Source organism: Citrobacter sp. Cpo040 (genome assembly GCF_030332915.1).
GTDB lineage: Bacteria > Pseudomonadota > Gammaproteobacteria > Enterobacterales > Enterobacteriaceae > Citrobacter > Citrobacter portucalensis.
In genome coordinates this window covers 27,865-48,824 of record NZ_JAOWGX010000004.1, presented here as the reverse complement: position 1 = coordinate 48,824, position 20,960 = coordinate 27,865, and the positions used below count along the sequence as shown (strand labels likewise).

Here is a 20,960-nt window from a genome sequence, read left to right as displayed (position 1 = left end):
CGGAAGGTTATAAGGCTAACTATCAAAACCTGCCGGACAAAGAACCGGAGGTGGTGGGCTATAAGGGCTGGACCCGGATGCACTGCGATATGGATGCAGGGAAATAATATGAAAGGTGTAATCAGGCTAAACGATCCGCTGGAAAATGGCGGATATGTCAATAAAGCTTCTGGTAGCAAGTTTATGGGAGTTCCTGTCGCTTTACAGGGGGATACTGTGGTTTGTATTCTGCACAAAGGTACCTTCCCAATACTTGATTTTGAGCCAACCTGGACAATGGACGGCAAAGGCGTCGTTGTGGATGGCTGTAGGGCCGCATGTGGTTGTGCAATTAAAACCACACTGCCAACGGCGGGGACAAGCAAATGAGGAAATGGAAGATACCAAGCAAGAATCCCTATGAAGAACCAGAAAAATTCCCGCTTAATATTATGCTGATCATTAGCTGTGCTATCTTTCTGTTTTTTATAACGTACAATATATTCAGCTGGTTGCAGGACAAGAAAGTTCCTGATGCTCTGATATGGAATGCAATAGGTATCCCGTCGCTAATAGTGTTAGCAATCTGGTGTGTGGTGGTAATCACTTACGGTGTTATATCTTTTCCATGTTACTATGCGGGTTATCTTGAGAAGTATGGTATGAACCAGTGGAAAAACTGGGCAATACGGGCATTGCCTCTTTTAGACTATTCATCCATTCTCCCGGTGCCTGAACTGGCATTAAAAATTCAGAAACTAGAGGGTGAAGCGCCAGCAGGTTCTGCAACGCCGTTACGCATTGATATTGAAGTTGACTCAATGGATGACACCAGAGTGGATAAAGTACTAAGGCAGTTGATAGAGCCCCTCAAATGTTCTCTTGTCAGGGATTATCGGCCTTTTACTACCTGGCTGTACGTTAAGGGAGCGGATGACACTATCGGCAATAGTTTCAAGGCGGTGCTGGCAAGTCTGAGCATCCCCAACGATAAGGTCGGAAAAATTAATATTCTTCACAAATGTCCTGATTATTTTTTAATAAATGACTGGGTTGATTTAAATATCTCTGAAAATAACCTGATTATTACCGTTGAATTGCATGATGAAAATAATGCTGATTTTTTTGAAAGTGCTAACGCCTTTATTTTTACCAATACACAACTGCTTAAAGATAAAGACACACCTTTATATTTATTACGCATGATGGACAGTACCCCTTACTATCTTGATGAAATCGTAAGTACATATCTTTCTGCACAGCAAGTTGATGTTAGTAAAATTAAAAAACTATGGTTCAACTCACTGGATAAGCAGTCAAAATTCGTATTGTTTAGTGGGATAGAAAACGCAAAAACGAGCATTTTGGCCGATAGTCGATATGAACTGGAGGCCGTCACTGGGCGAAGCACAGAGGTTCAGCGCTGGGTTGTATTAGCGTTGGCTGCGGATGCTGCAAAATATGGTCAAGGCCATCAGTTATTCGCCAGTACATCCGCAGATACTATTCAATCCGGCATAATAGCTGCTAAATATCCAGGATCTTGTCCGGCACTTGATAAGCTGGATTTCCATGATTATTGGAGAGTCATAAAATTGTGCGCAATTATTTTATGGTGTATGGGATTTGTAAGTCTCGTACCACTGGAACTGTTCCAAAGTCACCCCTGGTATACGTTTACACCTTTAGTTATTGGTATTCCGGTTATTTATACGGCGGTTATGATTTTTTCTTTTATGCTGAGTCATAATATAGAGGAGGAAATGGATATTTATTACTCTCAGTTTTTATGAGGTAAGCGCCCTGACGGGCGCTCTTGCTTCTTTGACTCTCTTTGTGACAGGAGAGCATTAGTCGGTTCAGGATTTATTTAACCGTCCAACCCTTATAACTGCCGACGTTGTTTTTATCGATCATCGTCACCGGGATCAGCACGGGTTCTTTCGGAGCGGGTTTCCCCTGCAATATGTCATAGCCGATTTCGACCGCTTTGGCAGCCATCACCTGCGGATCTTGTGCCGGAGTCGCCACAAATAGTGAGTTTTCGCGCTTAAGCGCTTCTTCACCGTCCGGGGATCCATCTACGCCGACAATAAAGAATTCGCTACGCTGCGCCTGTTTTGCCGCCAGATCGGCACCGATCGCCGTCGGATCGTTAATGGCGAATACGCCGTCGATCTTCGGATTCGCCGCCAGCAACGCGGTCATGATCTCCAGCCCGCCTTCGCGACTGCCTTTGGCGTTTTGGTTATGCGACAGCACCTTGATGTCCGGGTGGCGTTTGAACTCAGTCTGGCAGCCTTCCACGCGGTTCTGGACGGCGGAAACCGGCGGCCCGTTGATGATGACGACGTTGCCTTTGCCTTTCAGGCGGTCGGTAATGTATTTACAGGCCATTTCACCTGCCTGGGTGTTATCGGAGGTAATGGTCGCGTCTGCGCCTTCCGCCGCCACGTCAACGGCAACCACCACGATCCCGGCGTCTTTCGCGCGTTTTACCGCCGGGCCGATGCCTTTGGAGTCGGCGGCGTTAAGGATAATCATGTCGACTTTTGCGGCAATAAAGTTGTCGATCTGCGACACCTGTTGCCCCAAATCGTAACCGCTGGAAACCAGCGTTACTTTAACGCTATCACCTGCCAGCTTGCGTGCTTCCAGCTCCGCGCCTTTGGTGATCTGCACGAAGAACGGGTTGGCCAGATCGCCCACCGTAACGCCGATCGATTTCAGTTCTTTTGCCTGCACAAACGGAGCTGCAGCAAGCAGGGCGCCAGCACAGAGCGCGGTTACTAATGGCTTCAAACGCATACTCGTTTCCTCACGTAGGGTATTGTTGTTATACGCCTGATGGCGCTGCGCTTATCAGGCCTACGAATGATTAGGCCAGTAAGCTTGTCTATGCACTTTGATGGTGTCGGGTACGGTATTTGTCGATCAGCACCGCTATGATGATCACCGCCCCTTTGATCACCAGTTGCCAGAAATAGGAGACGCCCATCAGCGTCATGCCGTTATTGAGCGTGGCGATTATCAACGCCCCCACCAGCGTGCCGGTGATAGTGCCGATCCCGCCAACAAAGCTGGTGCCGCCGAGGATCACCGCCGCGATGGCGTCCAGCTCGTAACCCATACCTAAGTTGCCGTTGGCGCTATACAGCCGCGAGGCGCTCATCACCCCGCCAAGACCTGAGAGCAAACCGCTCATGCCGTAGACGAACAGCAGCACCAGCCACACTTTGATCCCGGTTAAACGTGCGGCCTGCATATTGCCGCCGACCGCGTAGATATGAACGCCGAGCGTGGTGCGGCGCAGAATGAACCAGCACACCACCACCACCGCCAGCGCAATGACCACCAGCCACGGAACCGGGCCGAGATAGTTGTTACCGATCCACTCAAAGCTGATGTTGGAGTTAATCACCGTGGTGCCATCGGCCAACAGATAGGCTGCGCCGCGCAGAGCGGTATAGGTTCCAAGCGTGACGATAAACGGCGGCAGCCCGGCAAAAGCCACCAGCGCACCGTTAAACAGCCCCAGCATCAGGCCGAGCATCAGCGCCGCCGGAATCGACAGCATGGCAAACTCAGGAATAAGAGAAACGACCATCGCCGCAACGGCGGTGGTGCCGAGAATCGAGCCAACCGAGAGATCAATCCCGCCGGTCAAAATGATGAAGGTCATGCCCGCCGCCAGCACGATGTTGATTGAGGCCTGACGGGTAATATTCAGCAGGTTGCTTTCGGTAAAAAAGTTAGGCGCGATAAAGCCAAATACCGCCACAATCAGGATGAGAATCGGTAAGATACCGACCGTTTGCATCAGATCGCTCATCAGCATTTTTTTTGCGGAGGCGGACTTCGCCACCTGCTGGGGAGTGGTTGGATTATTCATGGGGCACCGCCTGATGGTGGGAGTCGTTCACGCCGGTTGCCAGCGTCATAATATTTTCCTGGGTAATACTTTGTCCGTTCAGCTCGCCGGCAATGCTGCCTTCCCGCATGACGTACACGCGATCGCTCATACCGACGACTTCCGGCAGTTCGCTGGAGATCATCAGGATCGCTACGCCTTTGCGCGCCATATCGTTCATGATCCGGTAGATCTCGCTTTTGGCACCGACGTCCACGCCGCGCGTGGGTTCATCGAGGATCAAAATACGTGGGCCGATCGCGACCCAGCGTGAAATCAGCAGTTTTTGCTGATTTCCGCCGGACAGCCCACCCGCGCGTACCTGTGCGTGCGGAACGCGGATGTTGAGCAGCTTGATGGCGTCATCGGAAATAGCCTGCGCCTTTTTGCGATCAAGCATGCCCCAGTTGGCGTCACGCTCCAGCGTTGCCATGGTGATGTTTTCTGCCGCTGCCAGCTCTAAAAATAATCCCTGTTCTTTGCGGTTTTCCGTCAGAAAGCCAATGCCGTGGTCAATCGCCTCGCGGGGGGAGTGGATCACTACCGGTTCACCGTCTACTTCAATCATGCCGCCGATGGCTTTACGCACGCCAAAAATAAGCTGAGCCAGTTCAGAACGCCCGGCACCGACTAACCCGGCCAGGCCGACGATCTCCCCGGAGCGCACCAGCAAGCTGCACGGCTGGACTTTATGGCCGTCGGTCAGGTGATGAACATTGAGGCGTGCTTTACCTAAGGGAATGTCGCGCTCTTTGTTGAACAGATCGCTCAACGGACGGCCCACCATCATGCGTACCAGCTCCGAGGCGTTGAGCTTGTCGCGGGTCAGGCTGCCAACATATTGCCCGTCACGCAGGACGCTGACGCGGTCCGAAAGTTCGTACACTTCCGCCATGCGATGGCTGATGTAGATAATCGCCATCCCCTCATCGCGCAGGCGCATGATCAGTTCAAACAGGCGGTGGGTTTCACGTGAGGAGAGGGCGGCGGTGGGTTCATCCATTACCAGAATGCGGCTGTTACGGTGCAGGGCGCGGGCAATTTCCACCTGCTGCTGTTCGGCGATGGTCAACGTCATCACACGGTCGCTAGCCTTAAACTGGGCGCCGAGTCGGTCGATGACTTTCTGCGACTGCATGACCATCTCTTTACGCTGGACCAGCCCGCCGCGCGACAGCTCGCTGCCAAGAAAGATATTTTCCGCTACCGTCAGGTTCGGCGCGAGCTGCATCTCCTGATAAATCAGCGTGATGCCTGCGCTAAGCGCATCTTTAGGACCGCGAATATGGAATGGCTGACCGTCAATCAGGATCTCACCGCTGGTGGCGGTATAGGCGCCCGCGAGGATCTTCATCAGGGTGCTCTTCCCCGCGCCATTCTCGCCCATCAGGGCATGAATCTCGCCCGGCCAGACCGTTAAATCGACCCCTTTCAGTGCGTAAAATTTGCCAAACGCTTTAGCAATGTTGCGCATCTCCAGAACCGGTGTCCTGCTCATGGCGGATCTCCTGTGGGGTGGCCGATATCAGCAGTCCATCACAGGAATGTAAATGCAAAATGTCAGAAGCCGTTCATATTTGTCATATTGCGATTTTTCTTCACGGAGCGTGATATGCCGCAACCGGGACGTCACTTTTTCGCCAGTGCGCGCGGACGATTGCTGTTCTTCAATCTGCTGGTGGTGGCTGTCACGCTGATGGTGAGCGGCGTGGCGGTGCTGGGTTTTCAGCATGCCAGTCAGATTCAGGAGCAGGTGCAGCAGCAAACCGTTGACGACATGACCGGCAGCATGAACCTGGCGCGGGATACGGCGAATGTGGCGACAGCGGCGGTGCGGTTGTCGCAGGTGGTCGGGGCGCTGGAATACAAAGGGGAAGCGGAGCGGCTGCAGGAGACGCAAAGGGCGCTGAAGCAGTCGCTGGAACAACTGGCTACCGCGCCGCTGGCACAGCAAGAGCCGGTGCTGGTCGAGCGTATTATCCAGCGCAGTAATGAACTACAAAGAAGCGTAGAAGGGATGTTGCAGCGCGGGCAGCGGCGACACCTGGAGCGTAACGCGTTGCTCAGTTCGCTGTATCAAAATCAAAGCTATTTACGTCATCTGCAAAAGTTGACCGGCGCGCAGGATGATGCGCTGCTGGGGCAGATGGACCGCTTAATTGTTGCCGCCATCGACACGCCCACGCCGCGTTCGGTGGTGAAACAACTGGATGCGGTGATGCCTGCGCTTCCCTTGCGGCATGCTAGTCCGCTGATTAGCGGTATCCTCAACGACTTCAACCAGGAGCTGCATAAGCTGGAGCCGCTCTCTTCCGCGCTGGAGCAGAGCGATTTGGCCATCAACTGGTATATGTTTCATATCAAAGCGCTGGTGGCGATCCTCAACAGCGATATCAATCAGTATGCCTCGCAGGTGGCGCTGATCTCAGAGCAGCGGGTGGCGCAAAGCCATCAGGAACTGCAATCCGGCGCGTTGTTTATTTTAGTGTTTGCGCTGCTGGCGGTGGTGATCACCGGTTTTGCCGGGTGGTATATCTACCGTAATCTCGGTTCCAACCTGACGGCCATTTCACGGGCGATGACCCGGCTGGCGCACGGTGAATCAGACGTCTGCGTCCCGGCCCTGCAGCGTCGCGATGAGCTGGGCGAGCTGGCCCGCGCTTTTAGCGTCTTTGCCCGTAACACCGCGTCGCTGGAGCACACAACCCGACTGCTAAAAGAAAAAACCAGCCAGATGGAAATCGATCGCACCGAACGTCAGGGGCTGGAAGAAGCGCTGTTGCACAGCCAAAAGCTGAAGGCGGTGGGGCAACTGACGGGTGGATTAGCACATGATTTCAATAACCTGCTGGCGGTTATTATTGGCAGTCTGGATCTGGTGAATCCGGAGTCGCCCGATGCGCCACGGGTCAATCGGGCGCTAAAAGCCGCCGAGCGTGGGGCGTTGCTTACCCAGCGACTGCTGGCCTTTTCGCGCAAACAGTCGTTGCACCCTCATGCGGTGGAGCTGAAAACGCTGCTGGAAAATCTGGGCGAACTGATGCGCCACTCTCTTCCGGCCATGTTGACGCTGGAGATTGAAGCTCAGTCTCCCGCCTGGCCCGCGTGGATTGACGTCAGCCAACTGGAAAACGCTATTATCAATCTGGTGATGAACGCCCGTGACGCCATGGACGGGCAGGCGGGCACGATTAAAATCCGTACCTGGAATCAGCGGGTCACGCGCAGCGATGGGCGCAAGCAGGATATGGTGATGCTGGAGGTTGCCGACCAGGGGAGCGGGATGTCACAGGAGGTGAAAGCCCAGGTCTTCGAGCCGTTTTTCACCACCAAACAGACCGGTAGCGGCAGCGGACTGGGGCTGTCGATGGTTTACGGTTTTGTGCGCCAGTCCGGAGGTCGGGTGGAGATTGAAAGCGCTCCCGGGCAGGGAACGACGGTCAGGCTACAACTGCCTCGCGCCGTTGTGCCGGTGCAGGCTCAGGCAGAACCGGTGGCGGTACATGCGGCGAACAGCGGTGAAAAACTGGTGTTGGTGCTTGAAGATGAAGCCGATGTACGCCAGACGTTGTGCGAGCAGTTACACCTGCTGGGCTACCTGACGTTAGAGGCCGCCAACGGCGAACAGGCGATGCATATGCTGGCGGCTTCATCCGAGATTGATATTTTAATCAGCGACTTAATGCTACCAGGAGGGTTGAGCGGCGTGGATGTGGTGAATCATGCGCTGGCACATTATCCGCAGTTGTCCATCCTGCTGATTAGCGGTCAGGATTTACGTCCGGCGCATAACCCAGCGTTGCCGGATGTGGCGCTATTGCGTAAGCCTTTTACTCGGGGAGAGCTGGCGCAGGCGCTGCGGCATTCGCGTAATTGAGATTCCTCCGCTACCCGCGCAAATACGCTTTGATTACCGTGGGGCGAGTTTCTTGATGAGGCTGGTTTTATGCAACGCTCCGCGACATTCCTTCTTTTTAGTTTGCTAATGCTGACCACCGTATCGGCACAGGCGGATATTATCGATGACGCCATTGGTAATATTCAGCAGGCGATTAACGACGCATACAAACCGGACAACGGGCGGGATTATGATGACTCCCGTGATGAAAGCTGGCAGCGCCAGATGAGTGACGACCGGCGCAGGCAATATGACAATCGCCGCCGCCAGTTTGAAGATCGACGTCGCCAACTGGATGACCGCCAGCGCCAGCTCGATCAAGAACGGCGTCAGTTAGAAGACGAAGAGCGCAGAATGGAAGAAGATTACGATCGTTAGCGAAATCTTTCGCTGGCAAGATTATAGACTTCACTACGCTCGCGTTTACCGACGGCAACGACCACGATGACCAGGGTGTCGTCAATGACTTGATAAACAAGACGAAACCCTGATGTTCGTAGTTTGATTTTGTAGCAATCTTTTATTCCCCTGAGCTTTGCTGAAGGAATATGCGGATTTTCACAGCATTTCTTTAGTTTTTTGGCAAATTGCTGCTGAATGGCTTTATCAAGTTTTTGCCATTCTTTCAGCGCATCTTCCCTGAACTTTACCGTATAACTCATAAGTAGCTGTCCAGATCCACATCCACCAGGGGTTGTTGGCTACGTTCATGGACTAATTTAACCAGCTGTTGATCGTCCAGCGCATCGAGCATTTTTTCGTAAAGCTCTGCTGGCACGCAATAAAAAGCGGGCTGGTTACGGTTCAGAATTGCGACCGGAAACCCATCTCCTGCGCTAACAGTCGCCATCGGGTTCTTTTTTAGCTCACTCACACTCGCGGTGGTATCGCTTAAAATGATATGCGGCATAACCTCTCCTAAAGACCATTTAACTGGTCTTAATATAGGATTTAAGAGACCTGTTAACAAGTCTTATTGTCCGGGAAATTACTCCAGCACAATCTCCATTCCGTCATATCCTGCCTCAATCCCTACTGGTAGCGGATGTTCCATCATCCACAGGTCAAACTGATGGCTGATATGCGTCAGGATCACCCGTGGGCAGCGGATAACTTCGTTTAAGGCGATAACGGTGTTTAAATCACAATGATTGCGCGGTGGCTCGGCGCGCGGGGCATGGCTGCAGTCGATGATAATCACCTGAGGCTGGTTATTGTGGAGAAACTTCAACGTCTTGTCGGGAAGTACGGCGGTATCGGAGAGCCACGCCACGCGGCTATGTGCGGTCTCCAGCAGATAACCAAACGTCAGCTTTGAATGGTTGAGCGGTAGCGGTGTTACCTGCAATCCTTGCAGGTCGAACACCACGAACGGTGCCACGGTATGGCTAAAATCGAGGATGCCGGGATGCTTAAACAGATCGTCGCAACCCTGTTCATCCGACGGACCGTACACCGGGATAGTCGCCCCCACACCCCAGCGCAACGGAAACAGCCCTTGCACATGATCCATATGATAGTGGGTCAGTAGAAACTGCTGGAAGCTGCCCGCCGGCCAGTCGTCCATCAGATGTGGGAGCCCTGCGTCCAGCAGCGTCACCGTATTATTGAACTTGACCACCCCGCTACAAGGGCGTCGACGGTATTGCGCCTGTAAGCGTGCTCGTTGGCAGGCCGCACAGTCGCAGCCATATGTCGGCACCAGCTGCGCGCCGCCCGTTCCCGTCAGCGTAATGGTCAGACTCATGGCTCCCCCTACAACGGTTTAGTGAAGCGAAAATGGCTCTGGGTATAGCCTTCGCGCTGATAAAAACGGTGAGCGTTAAGGCGTTGAGTGCTGGTGGAAAGCTCGGTCATCTCTGCACCCGCTTCGCGCGCGGTGGCTTCGGCCCAGGCCAGTAACTGACTGCCTACCGTTAATCCTCGCGCCTGCGGCATCACCACCAGTTCCTGTATTTCGCCAATCCAGTTAGCGTGGTGCAGATGAAACTGCAGGTGCAGACCGATCAAGCCGACGACCTGTCCGTCGAGCAGCGCCAGTTGGTAGTGCATATTGGGATCTTGCAGATTTGCGGCGTACCCGGCACTAAAGGCCTGCAGGTCGAATTGACCCTGTTTCAACTCACAGATGAGCGCATAAACCGCATCGGTATCGTATAGCGTTGCGCGGCGTAATTCACAGACAGACATGTTTCTTCTCCTTGCGTCCCATCAGTGTGAGTAGTGTATCGACAGACTGTAGCAAACTTCCATCGTTGTTCAGGACGTGGCAGTCATACGGGGCGTAGCGGGCTGCGCGCTCAAGACGGGCGGCGATTTCCGTTTCGCTCTCCCGTCCACGAGCTTGCAAGCGCTGGCGTAAAATCGCCGGAGAAACCTGTAAGCAAATGGAGAGTAAAGATGTGCCGTAACGGGCCTGCGCCTGGGGCAGATGTGCTCGCGAGCCGTTGACCACCACATCAAAACCGGCGTGTAGCCAGAGGTCAATCTCCACGCCAACGCCGTAGTAGAAGCCATTGGCGTGCCAGCTCAGTGCCAGCAGGTTCTGCCCGGCGCGGGTAAAAAATTCTTGTTCGCTCAGCGCAATATGATTTTCATTCCCGGCGTTGGCGGCGCGGGTGATGTAACGGTGCGCCACCAGCAGTTGCGCCGGTTCCTGCTGGCGGAGTTCGGCCAGCAGACTGTCCTTACCGGAGCCGGATGGCCCCATCAGCCAGATCAGTTTACCCATAGTCAGAATACCCTTTTGCCCTGACGCCAGACGTGGTCGATATGGATGTTGCCGCCTTTGCGGTGTGCCAGCACCAGATCCGCGCGTTTGCCTTCGGCTACAACGCCACGATCGTCGAGATTTAATGCCCGCGCCGGATTGCGGGTCACCATGTGAATGGCCTGCGGCAGGGTAAAGCGGTTGGCGTCGTCATCCGCCACGCGAAATGCCGCGTCGAGCAGGCTGGCGGGGTAGTAATCGGAAGAAAGAATATCCAGTAGCCCCAGCTCAGCCAGCTTATGCGCCGCCACATTGCCGGAATGAGATCCTCCGCGCACGATGTTCGGCGCGCCCATCAGCACGTTCATACCATGCTGGCGCGAGGCTTCAGCCGCTTCGAAGGTGGTGGGAAATTCGGCGATCACGCTGCCAAGCTGGTGCGATTCCAGCACATGATCATGGGTGGCATCATCATGGCTCGCCAGCGCAATCTGGCGCTCACGACACATCTGGGCAATCGCCGCGCGATTGGGCTGTGACCAACGCGCCGCCAGCGCTAACTGTTCTTCTTCATAGCGGGCCATCTGCTCGTCGGTGAGCGAATACTTGCCTTGATAATACTCGCGGTACTTCTCGCGATTGGCGAACTGACGCTGGCCTGGCGAGTGATCCATCAGCGACACCAGCGTTACCGGCTCGCGGCTGACCAGTTTTTCAAACAGCGGCAGGGTAGTGTGATGCGGCAGCTCACAGCGCAGGTGTAGGCGATGCTCGGCGCGATTGACCCCGCGCTTTTGCGTCTCTTCGACTGCATTGATCATCTTCTCCAGATTTTCCAGACGGTCGCCGCCGTCGCGTACATCGCCAATTGCCACCGCGTCCAGCACGGTGGTAATGCCGCTGGCGACCATTAGCGCGTCGTGACTGCTCATCGCCGAGTGGGCAGGCCAGTCTACCTTCGGGCGCGGGGTGAAAAATTTGTCGAGATTATCGGTATGCAGCTCGATAAGCCCTGGTAGCAGCCAGCCGCCTTCGCCGTCCAGCGCCTCAGGTAGACGGCTCTGGGTTTCGGCAAAGGCGCGAATAACGCCGCCCTCAATTTCCAGCGATCCTTGCACCACTTCATCTTCCAGCACCAGCTTTACGTTGTTAATAATCATGCTGTGGTTCCCATCAGGTGCAGACGATCCGCTACGCGGTCGCGCACGGTTTGATCGTGAAAAATGCCGACAATGGCCGCGCCGCGGGCTTTCGCTTCTTCAATCAATGCAACGACGGCGGCGCTATTTTTGGCGTCCAATGAGGCGGTAGGCTCATCGAGTAGCAGAATCGGGTAATCGACGATAAACCCGCGGGCGATGTTGACGCGCTGCTGCTCGCCACCGGAAAAGGTTGATGGCGCAAGGTGCCACAGGCGTTCCGGTACGTTCAGGCGGGTAAGCAGGTTAGCTGCTTTGGCTGTACACTCCTCACGGGAGACCCCCAGATCCAGCAGCGGTTGCATCACCACGTCCAGCGCGGAAATCCTCGGGATCACGCGCAGGAACTGGCTCACCCAGCCGATGGTTGAACGGCGAACCTCCAGTACTTTGCGCGCCGGGGCCTGCACCAGATCGACCCATTCATCGCTGTGGCGGATGTGGATGTGTCCTTCATCCGGCAGGTAGTTGGCGTACAGCGAACGCAGCAATGTAGATTTGCCGCTGCCCGAGTGACCGTGCAGCACCACGCATTCGCCGCTTTTAACGTCCAGAGTGGCGTTTTGCAGCACCGGCAGACGCACGCCGTTTTGCTGATGCAGGACAAAGGTTTTACTGACATTTTCAACGCGGATCGCGTTCATTTTTAGCCTCTTTAGACATTTTTGCGTTCAATTGCCTGATGGCGCTTCGCTTATCAGGCCTACAACCAATGACGCTCCGTAGGCCGGATAAGACGTAGCCGCCATCCGGCACAAGCGATGCCGCTCCGTAGGCCGGATAAGGCATAGCCACCATCCGGCACAAGCGATGCCGCTCCGTAGGCCGGATAAGACGCAGCCGCCATCCGGCGCAAGCGATGCCACTCCGTAGGCCGGATAAGGCGTAGCCGCCATCCGGCACAAGCGATACCACTCCGTAGGCCGGATAAGGCATAGCCACCATCCGGCACAAGCGATACCGCTCCGTAGGCCGGATAAGGCATAGCCGCCATCCGGCGCAACAAAAAATCAGTTCTGCAACACCGACGACACCAGCAACTGGGTATACGGATGATGCGGGTCGTCGAGCACGCGGTCGGTTAACCCACTTTCCACCACCTGACCTTGCTTCATCACCAGCAAACGGTCCGCCAGCAGGCGCGCGACGCCCAAATCGTGGGTGACAATCACTACCGCCAGATCCAGTTCCACCACCAGGCCGCGCAGCAGGTCCAGCAGTTTGGCCTGTACGGAAACGTCCAGCCCGCCGGTAGGTTCGTCCATAAACACCAGTTTGGGATGGGTGACGAGGTTGCGGGCAATCTGCAGGCGCTGCTGCATGCCGCCAGAAAAGGTGGTGGGCAGATCGTCGATACGCGAGGCAGGGATCTCCACCTCCTCCAGCCAACGCTGCGCGGTGGCGCGAATGTCGCCATAGTGGCGCGCGCCGGTGGCCATCAGACGTTCGCCGATATTGCCGCCTGCGGAGACCTGACGGCGAAGGCCATCCAGCGGATGCTGATGCACCACGCCCCATTCGGTGCGCAGCAGACGGCGACGGTCGGCCTCATTCATGCCGTACAGCGAACGGTTCTGATACAAAATCTCACCGCTCTGCGGCGTCAGCCGTGAAGAGATCGATTTCAGCAGCGTGGTTTTGCCGGAACCGGACTCGCCGACGATGCCCAGCACTTCGCCTGGCCACAGGTCAAAAGAGACATCGCTGAAGCCTTTGCCCGGCGCGTAGAGATGGGTCAGGTTGTTGACTGAAAGCAGCGGTTGCGTCATTTGCTGAGGGCCTCGCTCTGTTGGCGGCAGTAGTCGGTGTCGGAGCAGACAAACATGCGTTTGCCGGTGTCATCGAGCACCACTTCATCGAGATAGCTGTGGGTTGAGCCGCAGATGGCGCAAGGCTCATCCCAGCTCTGCACGGTAAACGGGTGATCGTCGAAATCGAGGCTCTCCACGCGGGTGTAAGGTGGAACGGCATAGATACGCTTTTCGCGGCCAGCGCCAAACAGTTGCAGGGCTGGCATCATGTCCATCTTTGGATTGTCGAATTTCGGGATGGGCGACGGGTCCATGACGTAGCGGTCATTGACCTTCACCGGATAGGCGTAAGTGGTGGCGATATGGCCGAAGCGGGCGATATCTTCATACAGTTTCACCTGCATGATGCCGTACTCTTCCAGCGCGTGCATGGTGCGAGTTTCCGTTTCACGCGGTTCGATAAAGCGCAGCGGCTCAGGGATCGGTACCTGGAAGATGATTATCTGATCTTCCACCAGCGGCGTTTCCGGGATGCGGTGGCGGGTCTGGATCAGCGTCGCATCTTCCGTACGCTCAGTGGTATTCACCCCGGTCACACGCTTGAAGAAATTACGAATCGACACGGCGTTAGTGGTGTCGTCTGCGCCCTGGTCAATCACCTTCAGTACGTCCGGCTCGCCAATCACGCTGGCGGTAAGCTGAATACCGCCGGTTCCCCAGCCGTAGGGCATCGGCATTTCACGTCCGCCAAACGGGACCTGGTAACCGGGGATTGCCACCGCTTTCAGAATTGCGCGGCGGATCATGCGTTTGGTCTGCTCATCAAGATAGGCAAAGTTGTAGCCGGAGAGGTTAGTGGTCACGGGTGGCCTCCTGTTGCAGGCGTTTGAGCAGTTCCAGTTCGGCCTGGAAATCGACGTAATGGGGAAGTTTGAGGTGCGAAACAAAACCCGCCGCCTCGACGTTATCCGCATGCGCCAGCACGAACTCTTCGTCCTGCGCCGGTCCTGTGACCGTTTCATCGTATTCGGCTGCCTGTAGGGCGCGGTCCACCAGCGCCATCGCCATCGCTTTACGTTCGCTCATACCGAACACCAGCCCGTAGCCGCGGGTAAAATGGGGAGATTCGTTTTCTGGTGCGACAAACCCGTTCACCATTTCGCATTCGGTCATCAGCAGTTCGCCGACGTTCACCGCAAATCCCAGCTCTTCCGGTACGGTTTCCAGTGCCACATAGCCGCTGCGGATTTCGGCGGCAAACGGGTGGTTGCGCCCGTAGCCGCGCTGGGTGGAGTAGGCCAGCGCCAGCAGATAGCCCTCATCACCGCGCATCAGCTGTTGCAGACGTGAAGCACGTGAGCAGGGGTAAACCGGCGGCGTGCGGGTGATGTCGTCGGGTGTCGCGCCATCATCCTCTTCACGCTTTGCCAGCCCCTGGTTGGCCAGCAGGGAAAAAACGTGCGGGGAGGCATCCTGCGCGCCGTCTGCGCTGCGCAGAGGCGGCGTTTCGCCATTGGCCAGCAGGGTAAAATCCAGCAAGCGATGGGTGTAGTCATAGGTTGGACCCAACAGTTGCCCGCCGGGAATATCTTTGTAGACCGCCGAGATTCGGCGCTCAAGGCGCATTTCTGCGCTGTTAACCGGTTCACTGACCGCCACTTTTGCCAGCGTAGTGCGGTAGGCGCGGAGCAAGAAGATGGCTTCGACGTTATCGCCGCTGGCCTGCTTCAGCGCCAGTGCCGCCAGTTCGCGGTCGGCAATGCCGCCTTCGGTCATCACCCGGTCAACGGCCAGGCTCATCTGCTGTTCGATTTGCGCCACGCTCAGTTCAGCTATGGTTTCATCGCCCCGGCGTCGGTTTTCCTGTAGGGCGTGGGCGTTGGCTATCGCCTTTTCGCCCCCTTTGACGGCGACGTACATCAGCACACCTCCACATGAGTGGTTCGCGGAATAGCCAGCAGGCGTTCGCCACAGGTGAGGATCAGATCGACCCCCAGTGGGAACGGATGCGGGCGTTCGGTGAGTTCGTGAATCAGGTATTCCGGCAGTTGGGGCGCGATCATGCGCTCTTCGGCGATGCCCGCGCCGGTCAGACGTAGCATGCGTCCGCCGCTTAAGCCAGAGACCTGCACAATCAGCGTGGCGCTGGTCTCTGGCGCAACGGCTGAACCGGCGGAGAGGGCGTTAAGCTGTTCGCTGCTGATGCGCTCGTCGGCGACGGCAAAGGCCGCCAGCTGCGGCTGATCCACCAGCGGCGCGTTGGTATGAAAACGCAGGTTCTGGCGGGCAATATCGTTATCCATCGACGGCGCCAGCCAGACCGGCGTGTCGCCATCGACCAGGGTCAGCAGCACGCTGGTGGTCGCCAGACCCAGCGGCTGCCAGCCGTGTTTCAGTTGATGCAGGGCGACGATCACGCCCGGTTCGCTCATGGCTTTCAGCAGGCGACGAAAGCTCTGCTGAGCATCCTGAACGGGTAAATTAAAAGCGGTCAGAAGTGCTGTAGATCGTGTCATGCGTTATCTCCGCGTACCAGCGTGAAGAAGTCGACCCGGCTGGCGTTGACTTCGGCACGGCGTGCGTTAATCAGCGCATCGCGTTCCGCTTCCAGCGGGGCAATTAAGGTTTCCATTAGGTTCTGGAAATGCGTTTGTTCCTGCAGCAGTGCGTCAATCACCGCGCACTGCTCGGCATGGTGTTTATTGCGTCCCAGCAGGTAGCTGTAACCCAGCGTGCCGCTCTTCAGGCGTACCACTGCGCGGGTAAGCGTGGTGTCGCCAGCAAAGAAGCGGTTGCCGGTACCGCCCATACGGGCCTGGATCTGCATCAGTCCGCTTTCCGGAGCGCGGATAAGTTCATAGTCCGGCGTTAGTTTGAGCGCGGTGATGCGGGCGTTCAGGGCATCGGCATTGCTGTAAGCCAGCGCGCGCATCCAGCGCTGGCGGGTGGCGGTATCGAAATGCATTCAGTGCTCCATAGTGAATTCGATCATGTCGGCGCGGGTCAGGCTGACGGAGTATTCCGCCGCGTGTTCTTCGCCTTCACGGTGGTTCAGGGTGCGCACGCACAGCAGCGGCGCCATATTGGGGATTTCCAGTACCTTGCTCTCTTTGGCCTGCGCGCGGCGGGCGCTGATGCGCGTTTGCGTGCGTAGCAGCGTCAGACCGGACTGTTCGCGCAGGTAGTCATGCAGTGAACCGCTGTTGAAGCCTTGCAGCAGCGGCCACAGCGAGAGGTCGGAAAAATAGTGGTCGATCTGGCACAGTGCGATGCCGTTAACCCGGCGCAGGGTGCGCAGGTGAATCACGTTATCGCCCTCGTTTATGCTGAGCGCATCGGCAATGTGGCTGGAGGCCGGACGCAGCACCGCCAGCAGTTTTTCGCTGGTGGGGTGGCTGCCCTGGTCCAGCAGGTTCTGACTAAAGCGCGCCTGGGCATTCAGCGGGTAATCGAACGGGCGCATCAGCACCAGCACGCCGACGCCCTGGCGACGTTGCACCCAACCGCGCTCAACCAACTGGTCAATGGCGCGGCGCAGGGTGTGGCGGTTTACCTCGTAGCGCGCGGCAAGCTGCTGCTCGGCGGGCAGATAGTCACCGCAGCGATAATGTTGACGTAGCTCCTGCTCAAGTCTCGCGGCAATTTCCTGATAACGCGTTGGATAACTGGTCGGATGTGTAGACAAGTGCATAGCAATCAATGCCTCGCTAATCAGATAAAGTGCTTACGCAAACGCTGGGAAAGAAAATCCAGCAGGCTGACGGTGACGATGATTAACACCATCAGGGCGCAGGTTTGCTGGAACTGAAAGCCGCGAATTGCCTCCCATAAGGTCACGCCAATACCGCCTGCACCCACCATGCCGACCACCGTGGCCGAGCGAACGTTGGATTCAAAGCGATACAGCGAGTAGGAAATAAGCAGCGGCATGACCTGTGGCAGAACGCCGTACAGAATCTCTTCAATTTTGTTGGCACCGGTGGCGCGAATGCCTTCTACCGGACCTGGCTCAATAGCTTCTACCGCTTCGGAAAGCAGCTTGGAGAGCACCCCGGTAGTGTGGATAAACAGCGCCATCACCCCGGCGAATGGGCCTAACCCGACGGCGACCACAAACAGCATGGCGAAGACCATTTCATTGATGGCGCGGCAGGCGTCCATCAGGCGACGCATCGGCTGGTAAATCCACCACGGCACGAGGTTATCGGCGCACATCAGGCCGAAGGGAATTGATAGCACAACGGCAAGGGCAGTCCCCCAGACGGCAATTTGCAGGGTGACGGCCATTTCACCGAGATAGTCCTGCCACTGGCTGAAGTCCGGCGGGAAGAAGTCGGCGGCGAAGGTCGCCATATTGCCGGAATCCTGGATCAGCGTGAGCGGGGCCATTTCGGCACCTTTCCACGAGACCACCAGCACGGCGAGAAGAATGGCCCAGCTCAGCAGCGAGAACCAGCTACGTTTGGGCGGGGCGACGGTGATGGTTTGCATGTTTAGCTCCTGGGTGTCGATGTTTCGGGTCTGTTGTAGGCCGGATAAGGTGCTGGCACCGCCATCCGGCATGGAATCCCTTGCATTGCCTGATGGCGCTGCGCTTATCAGGCCTACAATTTGGTCACCAGGTTTACTGCACCGCTTTGGTGACGCTGGTCATAGCGCCCAGTGCGGCGGTCAGACGGTCAAGGTCATCGAGCTGCGCTTTCAATGCCGAGGTTTTGCTGGTTTTCTCTTCCTCGTTCAGCCCTTTGTTGTCCTTCACACCCTGCATCTCTTTAAACAGTGCCAGCTGGCGAATCGGCACCAGTTGCAGATCGCTGGAGGCGCGGAACGGTGCCCATCCCAGGCGTTCCAGTACGGTTTTCTGTTCCGGCGTTTTGCCGTAATTCATAAAGAAGTCGTACACCTTGTCCTTGGTGGTTTCGGAGAGGTTTTTACGCCAGACGATCGGATCGCCCGGGATCAGCGGCGACTTCCAGATCACCTTCAGTTCTTTCAGTTTTTCCGGCGCGGAAGTTTTCAGCTTGTCGAGGTTTTCGGTGTTGTTGGTGGCGACATCGACCTGCTTGTTGGCGACGGCCAGCGCGTTGGTTTCGTGTCCGGCGTTAACGGTGCGTTTGAAGTCGCTGGCGGAGATGTTGTTTTTGGCGAAGACGTAGTAACCGGGGACGAGGAAGCCTGACGTTGAGTTGGGATCGCCGTTGCCGAAGGTCAGATCCTTACGTTTGGCGATCAGATCGTTCAGGTTATTGATCGGACTGTCTTTGTTAACGATCAACACGCTCCAGTAACCTGGGGATCCGTCGGCGGCGACGGTCTGGGCAAACACTTGCCCATTAGCGCGATCCACCGCTTCCATTGCCGAGAGGTTGCCGTACCAGGCGATATCAACTTTGTTAAAGCGCATTCCCTGGATGATCCCGGCGTAGTCCGGGGCGAAGAAGGCGTTCACTTTCACGCCCAGTGATTTTTCCATGTCCTTCAGGAACGGTTCCCACTGCGGTTTCAGGTTTTGCTGTGATTCGGTCGAAATAATGCCAAAGTTCAGCGCTTTTTCCTGCTCTTCGGCATGGGCCGGGGTGAGCAGTGTGCTGAGACTAAACATGCTGGTGAAAGCCAGCGCGGCAACGGTCTTATAGCTCATTTCCATTCCTCATTGTGGGGATGTCAGGCAGCCTGCGCGTTCTGTTCGACGCGGTTCATGCTGCGGTAGAGATGGTCAAAACGATCGTTATCAAAATGCTGGCTGCTGCCATCAAAGAAGACGTTGCCCTGGCGCAGCGCGACGATGCGTTCGCAGTAGCGCAGGGCGTAATCCACCTGATGCAGCGTGACGACCACGGTGATGCCGTCGGTCTGGTTTATGTCGCGTAGGGTGTCCATCACGATCCGTGCGGATTCCGGGTCCAGCGAAGCAATCGGCTCATCGGCGAGGATCACTTTGGCCTGCTGCATCAGCGCGCGGGCGATTGCGACACGCTGCTGCTGACCGCCCGAAAGCGTGGAAACGCGCTGGTATGCAAAGTGCGCCATGCCCACGCGGGTCAGCGCCTGGAGCGCGCGCTGTTTTTGTTCCTGGCTAAACCAGCTAAAACAGGTACGCCAGAACGGCGTGCTGCCGAGCGCACCAATCAGGACGTTCTCCAGCACCGTCAGGCGGTTCACCAGATTGAACTGCTGGAAGATGTAGCCGGTGTGGGCGCGGCTTTTGCGGATATCGCGCGCCAGGCGGCCTTCATGTTGAACGGTGCGGCCCAGCAGCTCGACGCGGCTACCGGGGGATTTATCACCGGTGATCAAACCGCTTAAATGACGTAAAAGGGTGGATTTGCCGGAGCCAGACGGCCCAAGCAGAGCCACCATCTCACCGGAACAGATGTTCAGATCAACCGCATTGAGCGCCTGATGTTGATTGAAGGACTTGGAGAGTTTCTCGACGCGAATAATCGTTTGCATGATGCGGCCTCCCTAAAAAAGTGGCCCCATCGTGGCGGATTAATGTGACGTTTTCGTTAAGGGATGGTTACTCGACGATGAAGAGTTGAGCGCTATTTGATGACAGTACGGGAGGGCTGGCCTCCCGTTGGATTACTCTGTAGGGGGTTGCTGTTGTTTGACGACGTTGATCATCCACGGCACGCCATACTGGTCGCTCACTTTACCGAAACCGTGGGCCCAGAAGGTTTCCTGCCAGTCCATTTCGATTTTTCCGTTTGCTGCCAGGTTATCAAACCAGCGTTTGCCTTCATCGACGTTTTGCGTGTCGAGCACCAGCGTGAAGCCAGAGTAGTGAGCATTTCCGTCCGGGGCGCTATCGCTCATCATGATGTCACTGCCCGCAACGCGCAGGTTGGCGTGGGCGATGGCGGTGTCGGGGAATTTCATGCCTGAAGGGCAACCATCTTCGCTTTCCTGCGCCGATTTGGGCATTTCACCGAAGTTGATTTTGTAGAGTAGCTCAGCGCCTAACGTTTTTTGATAGTAGGCGATAGCGTCAGCGCAGTTGCCTGCAAAGGAGATATAGGGACTTAACGGCATAATCTTTACCTCAGGTAAAAGAAGCCAATTAAGTGTAGTTAGCGTCTGCAAAAATAAACCAGGCGGGAAGTATGAGCTTCCCGCCTGGCAGATGAGCTGGTGTTGACCTGATTAGCGTCGCGCTATCAGGCAATTTGCATCAGTTCTTTTTCACAAACTCAGATTTCAGCTTCATTGGGCCAAAGCCATCGATTTTGCAATCGATGTTGTGGTCACCTTCAACCAGACGAATGTTTTTCACTTTGGTACCAATCTTCAGCATGGAAGAGCTACCTTTTACCTTCAGGTCTTTCACGACGGTAACGCTGTCGCCGTCAGCCAGCAGGTTGCCGTTGGCATCTTTAACGATCAGTTCGTCGCTGTCCTGCGCCGGTTCAGCATCGTTCCATTCGTGAGCGCATTCCGGGCAGATGAACATGCCGTTATCTTCGTAAGTGTATTCGGAGTTGCATTGCGGGCAGTGTGGTAATGACATGTG

At 55.9% G+C, this 20,960-nt stretch carries 25 protein-coding genes and 1 pseudogene; 5 read left to right on the top strand and 21 right to left on the bottom strand.

Annotated features, from left to right (window positions below):
• The 3 genes and pseudogenes from OGX86_RS22760 to OGX86_RS00235 all read left to right on the top strand — a co-directional run.
• Positions 1-107 (top strand): annotated as a pseudogene (locus tag OGX86_RS22760) (T6SS immunity protein Tli3 family protein); the annotation flags it as partial.
• 1 nt (position 108) lies between these two features.
• Positions 109-369: a PAAR domain-containing protein gene (locus OGX86_RS00240; RefSeq protein ID WP_286638993.1), complete on the top strand. Its 261-nt coding sequence runs from the start codon at positions 109-111 to the stop codon at positions 367-369.
• Positions 366-1,772 carry a KPHS_23130 family T6SS system protein gene (locus OGX86_RS00235; RefSeq protein WP_286638991.1) on the top strand — a complete coding sequence of 469 codons (1,407 nt, stop codon included), beginning with the start codon at positions 366-368 and terminating at the stop codon, positions 1,770-1,772. The genes OGX86_RS00240 and OGX86_RS00235 overlap by 4 nt, the downstream gene beginning before the upstream one ends.
• Positions 1,773-1,845: 73 nt before the next feature.
• Here the strand turns inward: OGX86_RS00235 and OGX86_RS00230 are convergent, their stop codons facing one another.
• The 3 genes from OGX86_RS00230 to OGX86_RS00220 all read right to left on the bottom strand — a co-directional run bounded on the left by OGX86_RS00230 (position 1,846) and on the right by OGX86_RS00220 (position 5,387).
• Positions 1,846-2,787, bottom strand: coding sequence for an ABC transporter substrate-binding protein (locus tag OGX86_RS00230; RefSeq protein ID WP_003826688.1), 942 nt, complete (start codon positions 2,785-2,787; stop codon positions 1,846-1,848).
• Between the two features lie 88 nt (positions 2,788-2,875).
• The gene (locus OGX86_RS00225; protein WP_136392402.1) at positions 2,876-3,871 is read right to left on the bottom strand and encodes an ABC transporter permease subunit; all 996 of its coding nucleotides are present in this window, start codon (positions 3,869-3,871) and stop codon (positions 2,876-2,878) included.
• Positions 3,864-5,387, bottom strand: coding sequence for a sugar ABC transporter ATP-binding protein (locus tag OGX86_RS00220; RefSeq protein WP_003844755.1), 1,524 nt, complete (start codon positions 5,385-5,387; stop codon positions 3,864-3,866). The genes OGX86_RS00225 and OGX86_RS00220 overlap by 8 nt, the downstream gene beginning before the upstream one ends.
• A gap of 114 nt (positions 5,388-5,501) precedes the next feature.
• Between OGX86_RS00220 and OGX86_RS00215 the strand changes: the two genes are divergently transcribed.
• Together OGX86_RS00215 and yjdP are read left to right on the top strand one after the other, a co-directional pair.
• Positions 5,502-7,766: a hybrid sensor histidine kinase/response regulator gene (locus OGX86_RS00215; RefSeq protein ID WP_286638987.1), complete on the top strand. Its 2,265-nt coding sequence runs from the start codon at positions 5,502-5,504 to the stop codon at positions 7,764-7,766.
• A gap of 69 nt (positions 7,767-7,835) precedes the next feature.
• Positions 7,836-8,165 carry a DDRRRQL repeat protein YjdP gene (gene yjdP, locus OGX86_RS00210; protein WP_003031807.1) on the top strand — a complete coding sequence of 110 codons (330 nt, stop codon included), beginning with the start codon at positions 7,836-7,838 and terminating at the stop codon, positions 8,163-8,165.
• Here yjdP and OGX86_RS00205 read toward each other — a convergent pair.
• From OGX86_RS00205 to OGX86_RS00120, 18 genes are all read right to left on the bottom strand, one after another.
• Complete coding sequence (locus OGX86_RS00205; protein ID WP_048227467.1) at positions 8,162-8,449, bottom strand: type II toxin-antitoxin system RelE family toxin; 288 nt, start codon at positions 8,447-8,449, stop codon at positions 8,162-8,164. The genes yjdP and OGX86_RS00205 overlap by 4 nt on opposite strands.
• The gene (locus OGX86_RS00200; RefSeq protein WP_006688247.1) at positions 8,446-8,697 is read right to left on the bottom strand and encodes a type II toxin-antitoxin system Phd/YefM family antitoxin; all 252 of its coding nucleotides are present in this window, start codon (positions 8,695-8,697) and stop codon (positions 8,446-8,448) included. The genes OGX86_RS00205 and OGX86_RS00200 overlap by 4 nt, the downstream gene beginning before the upstream one ends.
• 78 nt (positions 8,698-8,775) lie before the next feature.
• Positions 8,776-9,534 (bottom strand): phosphonate metabolism protein PhnP, encoded by a 759-nt coding sequence (gene phnP, locus OGX86_RS00195; RefSeq protein ID WP_048227466.1) that lies wholly within the window; start codon positions 9,532-9,534, stop codon positions 8,776-8,778.
• An 8-nt stretch (positions 9,535-9,542) separates the two neighbouring features.
• Positions 9,543-9,977, bottom strand: coding sequence for an aminoalkylphosphonate N-acetyltransferase (phnO, locus tag OGX86_RS00190; RefSeq protein WP_048215113.1), 435 nt, complete (start codon positions 9,975-9,977; stop codon positions 9,543-9,545).
• Entirely contained in the window at positions 9,964-10,518 is a 555-nt protein-coding gene (phnN, locus tag OGX86_RS00185; RefSeq protein WP_048215112.1) for a ribose 1,5-bisphosphokinase, read from the bottom strand. The genes phnO and phnN overlap by 14 nt, the downstream gene beginning before the upstream one ends.
• Positions 10,519-10,520: 2 nt before the next feature.
• The gene (gene phnM, locus OGX86_RS00180; protein ID WP_286638983.1) at positions 10,521-11,657 is read right to left on the bottom strand and encodes an alpha-D-ribose 1-methylphosphonate 5-triphosphate diphosphatase; all 1,137 of its coding nucleotides are present in this window, start codon (positions 11,655-11,657) and stop codon (positions 10,521-10,523) included.
• Complete coding sequence (gene phnL / locus OGX86_RS00175; RefSeq protein WP_048227464.1) at positions 11,654-12,340, bottom strand: phosphonate C-P lyase system protein PhnL; 687 nt, start codon at positions 12,338-12,340, stop codon at positions 11,654-11,656. The genes phnM and phnL overlap by 4 nt, the downstream gene beginning before the upstream one ends.
• A gap of 366 nt (positions 12,341-12,706) precedes the next feature.
• Positions 12,707-13,465, bottom strand: coding sequence for a phosphonate C-P lyase system protein PhnK (gene phnK / locus OGX86_RS00170; protein ID WP_003844769.1), 759 nt, complete (start codon positions 13,463-13,465; stop codon positions 12,707-12,709).
• Positions 13,462-14,253: an alpha-D-ribose 1-methylphosphonate 5-phosphate C-P-lyase PhnJ gene (gene phnJ / locus OGX86_RS00165; protein ID WP_049259807.1), complete on the bottom strand. Its 792-nt coding sequence runs from the start codon at positions 14,251-14,253 to the stop codon at positions 13,462-13,464. The genes phnK and phnJ overlap by 4 nt, the downstream gene beginning before the upstream one ends.
• Positions 14,254-14,299: 46 nt before the next feature.
• The gene (locus tag OGX86_RS00160; RefSeq protein ID WP_286638980.1) at positions 14,300-15,367 is read right to left on the bottom strand and encodes a carbon-phosphorus lyase complex subunit; all 1,068 of its coding nucleotides are present in this window, start codon (positions 15,365-15,367) and stop codon (positions 14,300-14,302) included.
• Positions 15,367-15,963 carry a phosphonate C-P lyase system protein PhnH gene (gene phnH, locus OGX86_RS00155; protein WP_286638978.1) on the bottom strand — a complete coding sequence of 199 codons (597 nt, stop codon included), beginning with the start codon at positions 15,961-15,963 and terminating at the stop codon, positions 15,367-15,369. The genes OGX86_RS00160 and phnH overlap by 1 nt, the downstream gene beginning before the upstream one ends.
• Complete coding sequence (gene phnG / locus OGX86_RS00150; RefSeq protein ID WP_168978974.1) at positions 15,960-16,412, bottom strand: phosphonate C-P lyase system protein PhnG; 453 nt, start codon at positions 16,410-16,412, stop codon at positions 15,960-15,962. Before phnG ends, phnH begins: the two co-directional genes overlap by 4 nt.
• Positions 16,413-17,138 (bottom strand): phosphonate metabolism transcriptional regulator PhnF, encoded by a 726-nt coding sequence (gene phnF / locus OGX86_RS00145; protein WP_168978973.1) that lies wholly within the window; start codon positions 17,136-17,138, stop codon positions 16,413-16,415.
• A 20-nt stretch (positions 17,139-17,158) separates the two neighbouring features.
• A complete protein-coding gene (gene phnE, locus OGX86_RS00140; RefSeq protein ID WP_016155398.1) occupies positions 17,159-17,938 on the bottom strand; it encodes a phosphonate ABC transporter, permease protein PhnE in 780 nt (259 codons plus the stop codon).
• A 133-nt stretch (positions 17,939-18,071) separates the two neighbouring features.
• The gene (gene phnD / locus OGX86_RS00135) at positions 18,072-19,088 is read right to left on the bottom strand and encodes a phosphonate ABC transporter substrate-binding protein (RefSeq protein ID WP_008786961.1); all 1,017 of its coding nucleotides are present in this window, start codon (positions 19,086-19,088) and stop codon (positions 18,072-18,074) included.
• A gap of 23 nt (positions 19,089-19,111) precedes the next feature.
• On the bottom strand, positions 19,112-19,900 hold the full coding sequence (gene phnC, locus OGX86_RS00130; RefSeq protein WP_003826726.1) for a phosphonate ABC transporter ATP-binding protein: 789 nt from the start codon (positions 19,898-19,900) through the stop codon (positions 19,112-19,114).
• Between the two features lie 132 nt (positions 19,901-20,032).
• Positions 20,033-20,482 (bottom strand): VOC family metalloprotein YjdN, encoded by a 450-nt coding sequence (yjdN, locus tag OGX86_RS00125; RefSeq protein ID WP_048215105.1) that lies wholly within the window; start codon positions 20,480-20,482, stop codon positions 20,033-20,035.
• Positions 20,483-20,621: 139 nt separating this feature from the next.
• Positions 20,622-20,957: a zinc ribbon domain-containing protein YjdM gene (locus tag OGX86_RS00120; RefSeq protein WP_003031835.1), complete on the bottom strand. Its 336-nt coding sequence runs from the start codon at positions 20,955-20,957 to the stop codon at positions 20,622-20,624.
• Positions 20,958-20,960 lie beyond the last annotated feature (3 nt).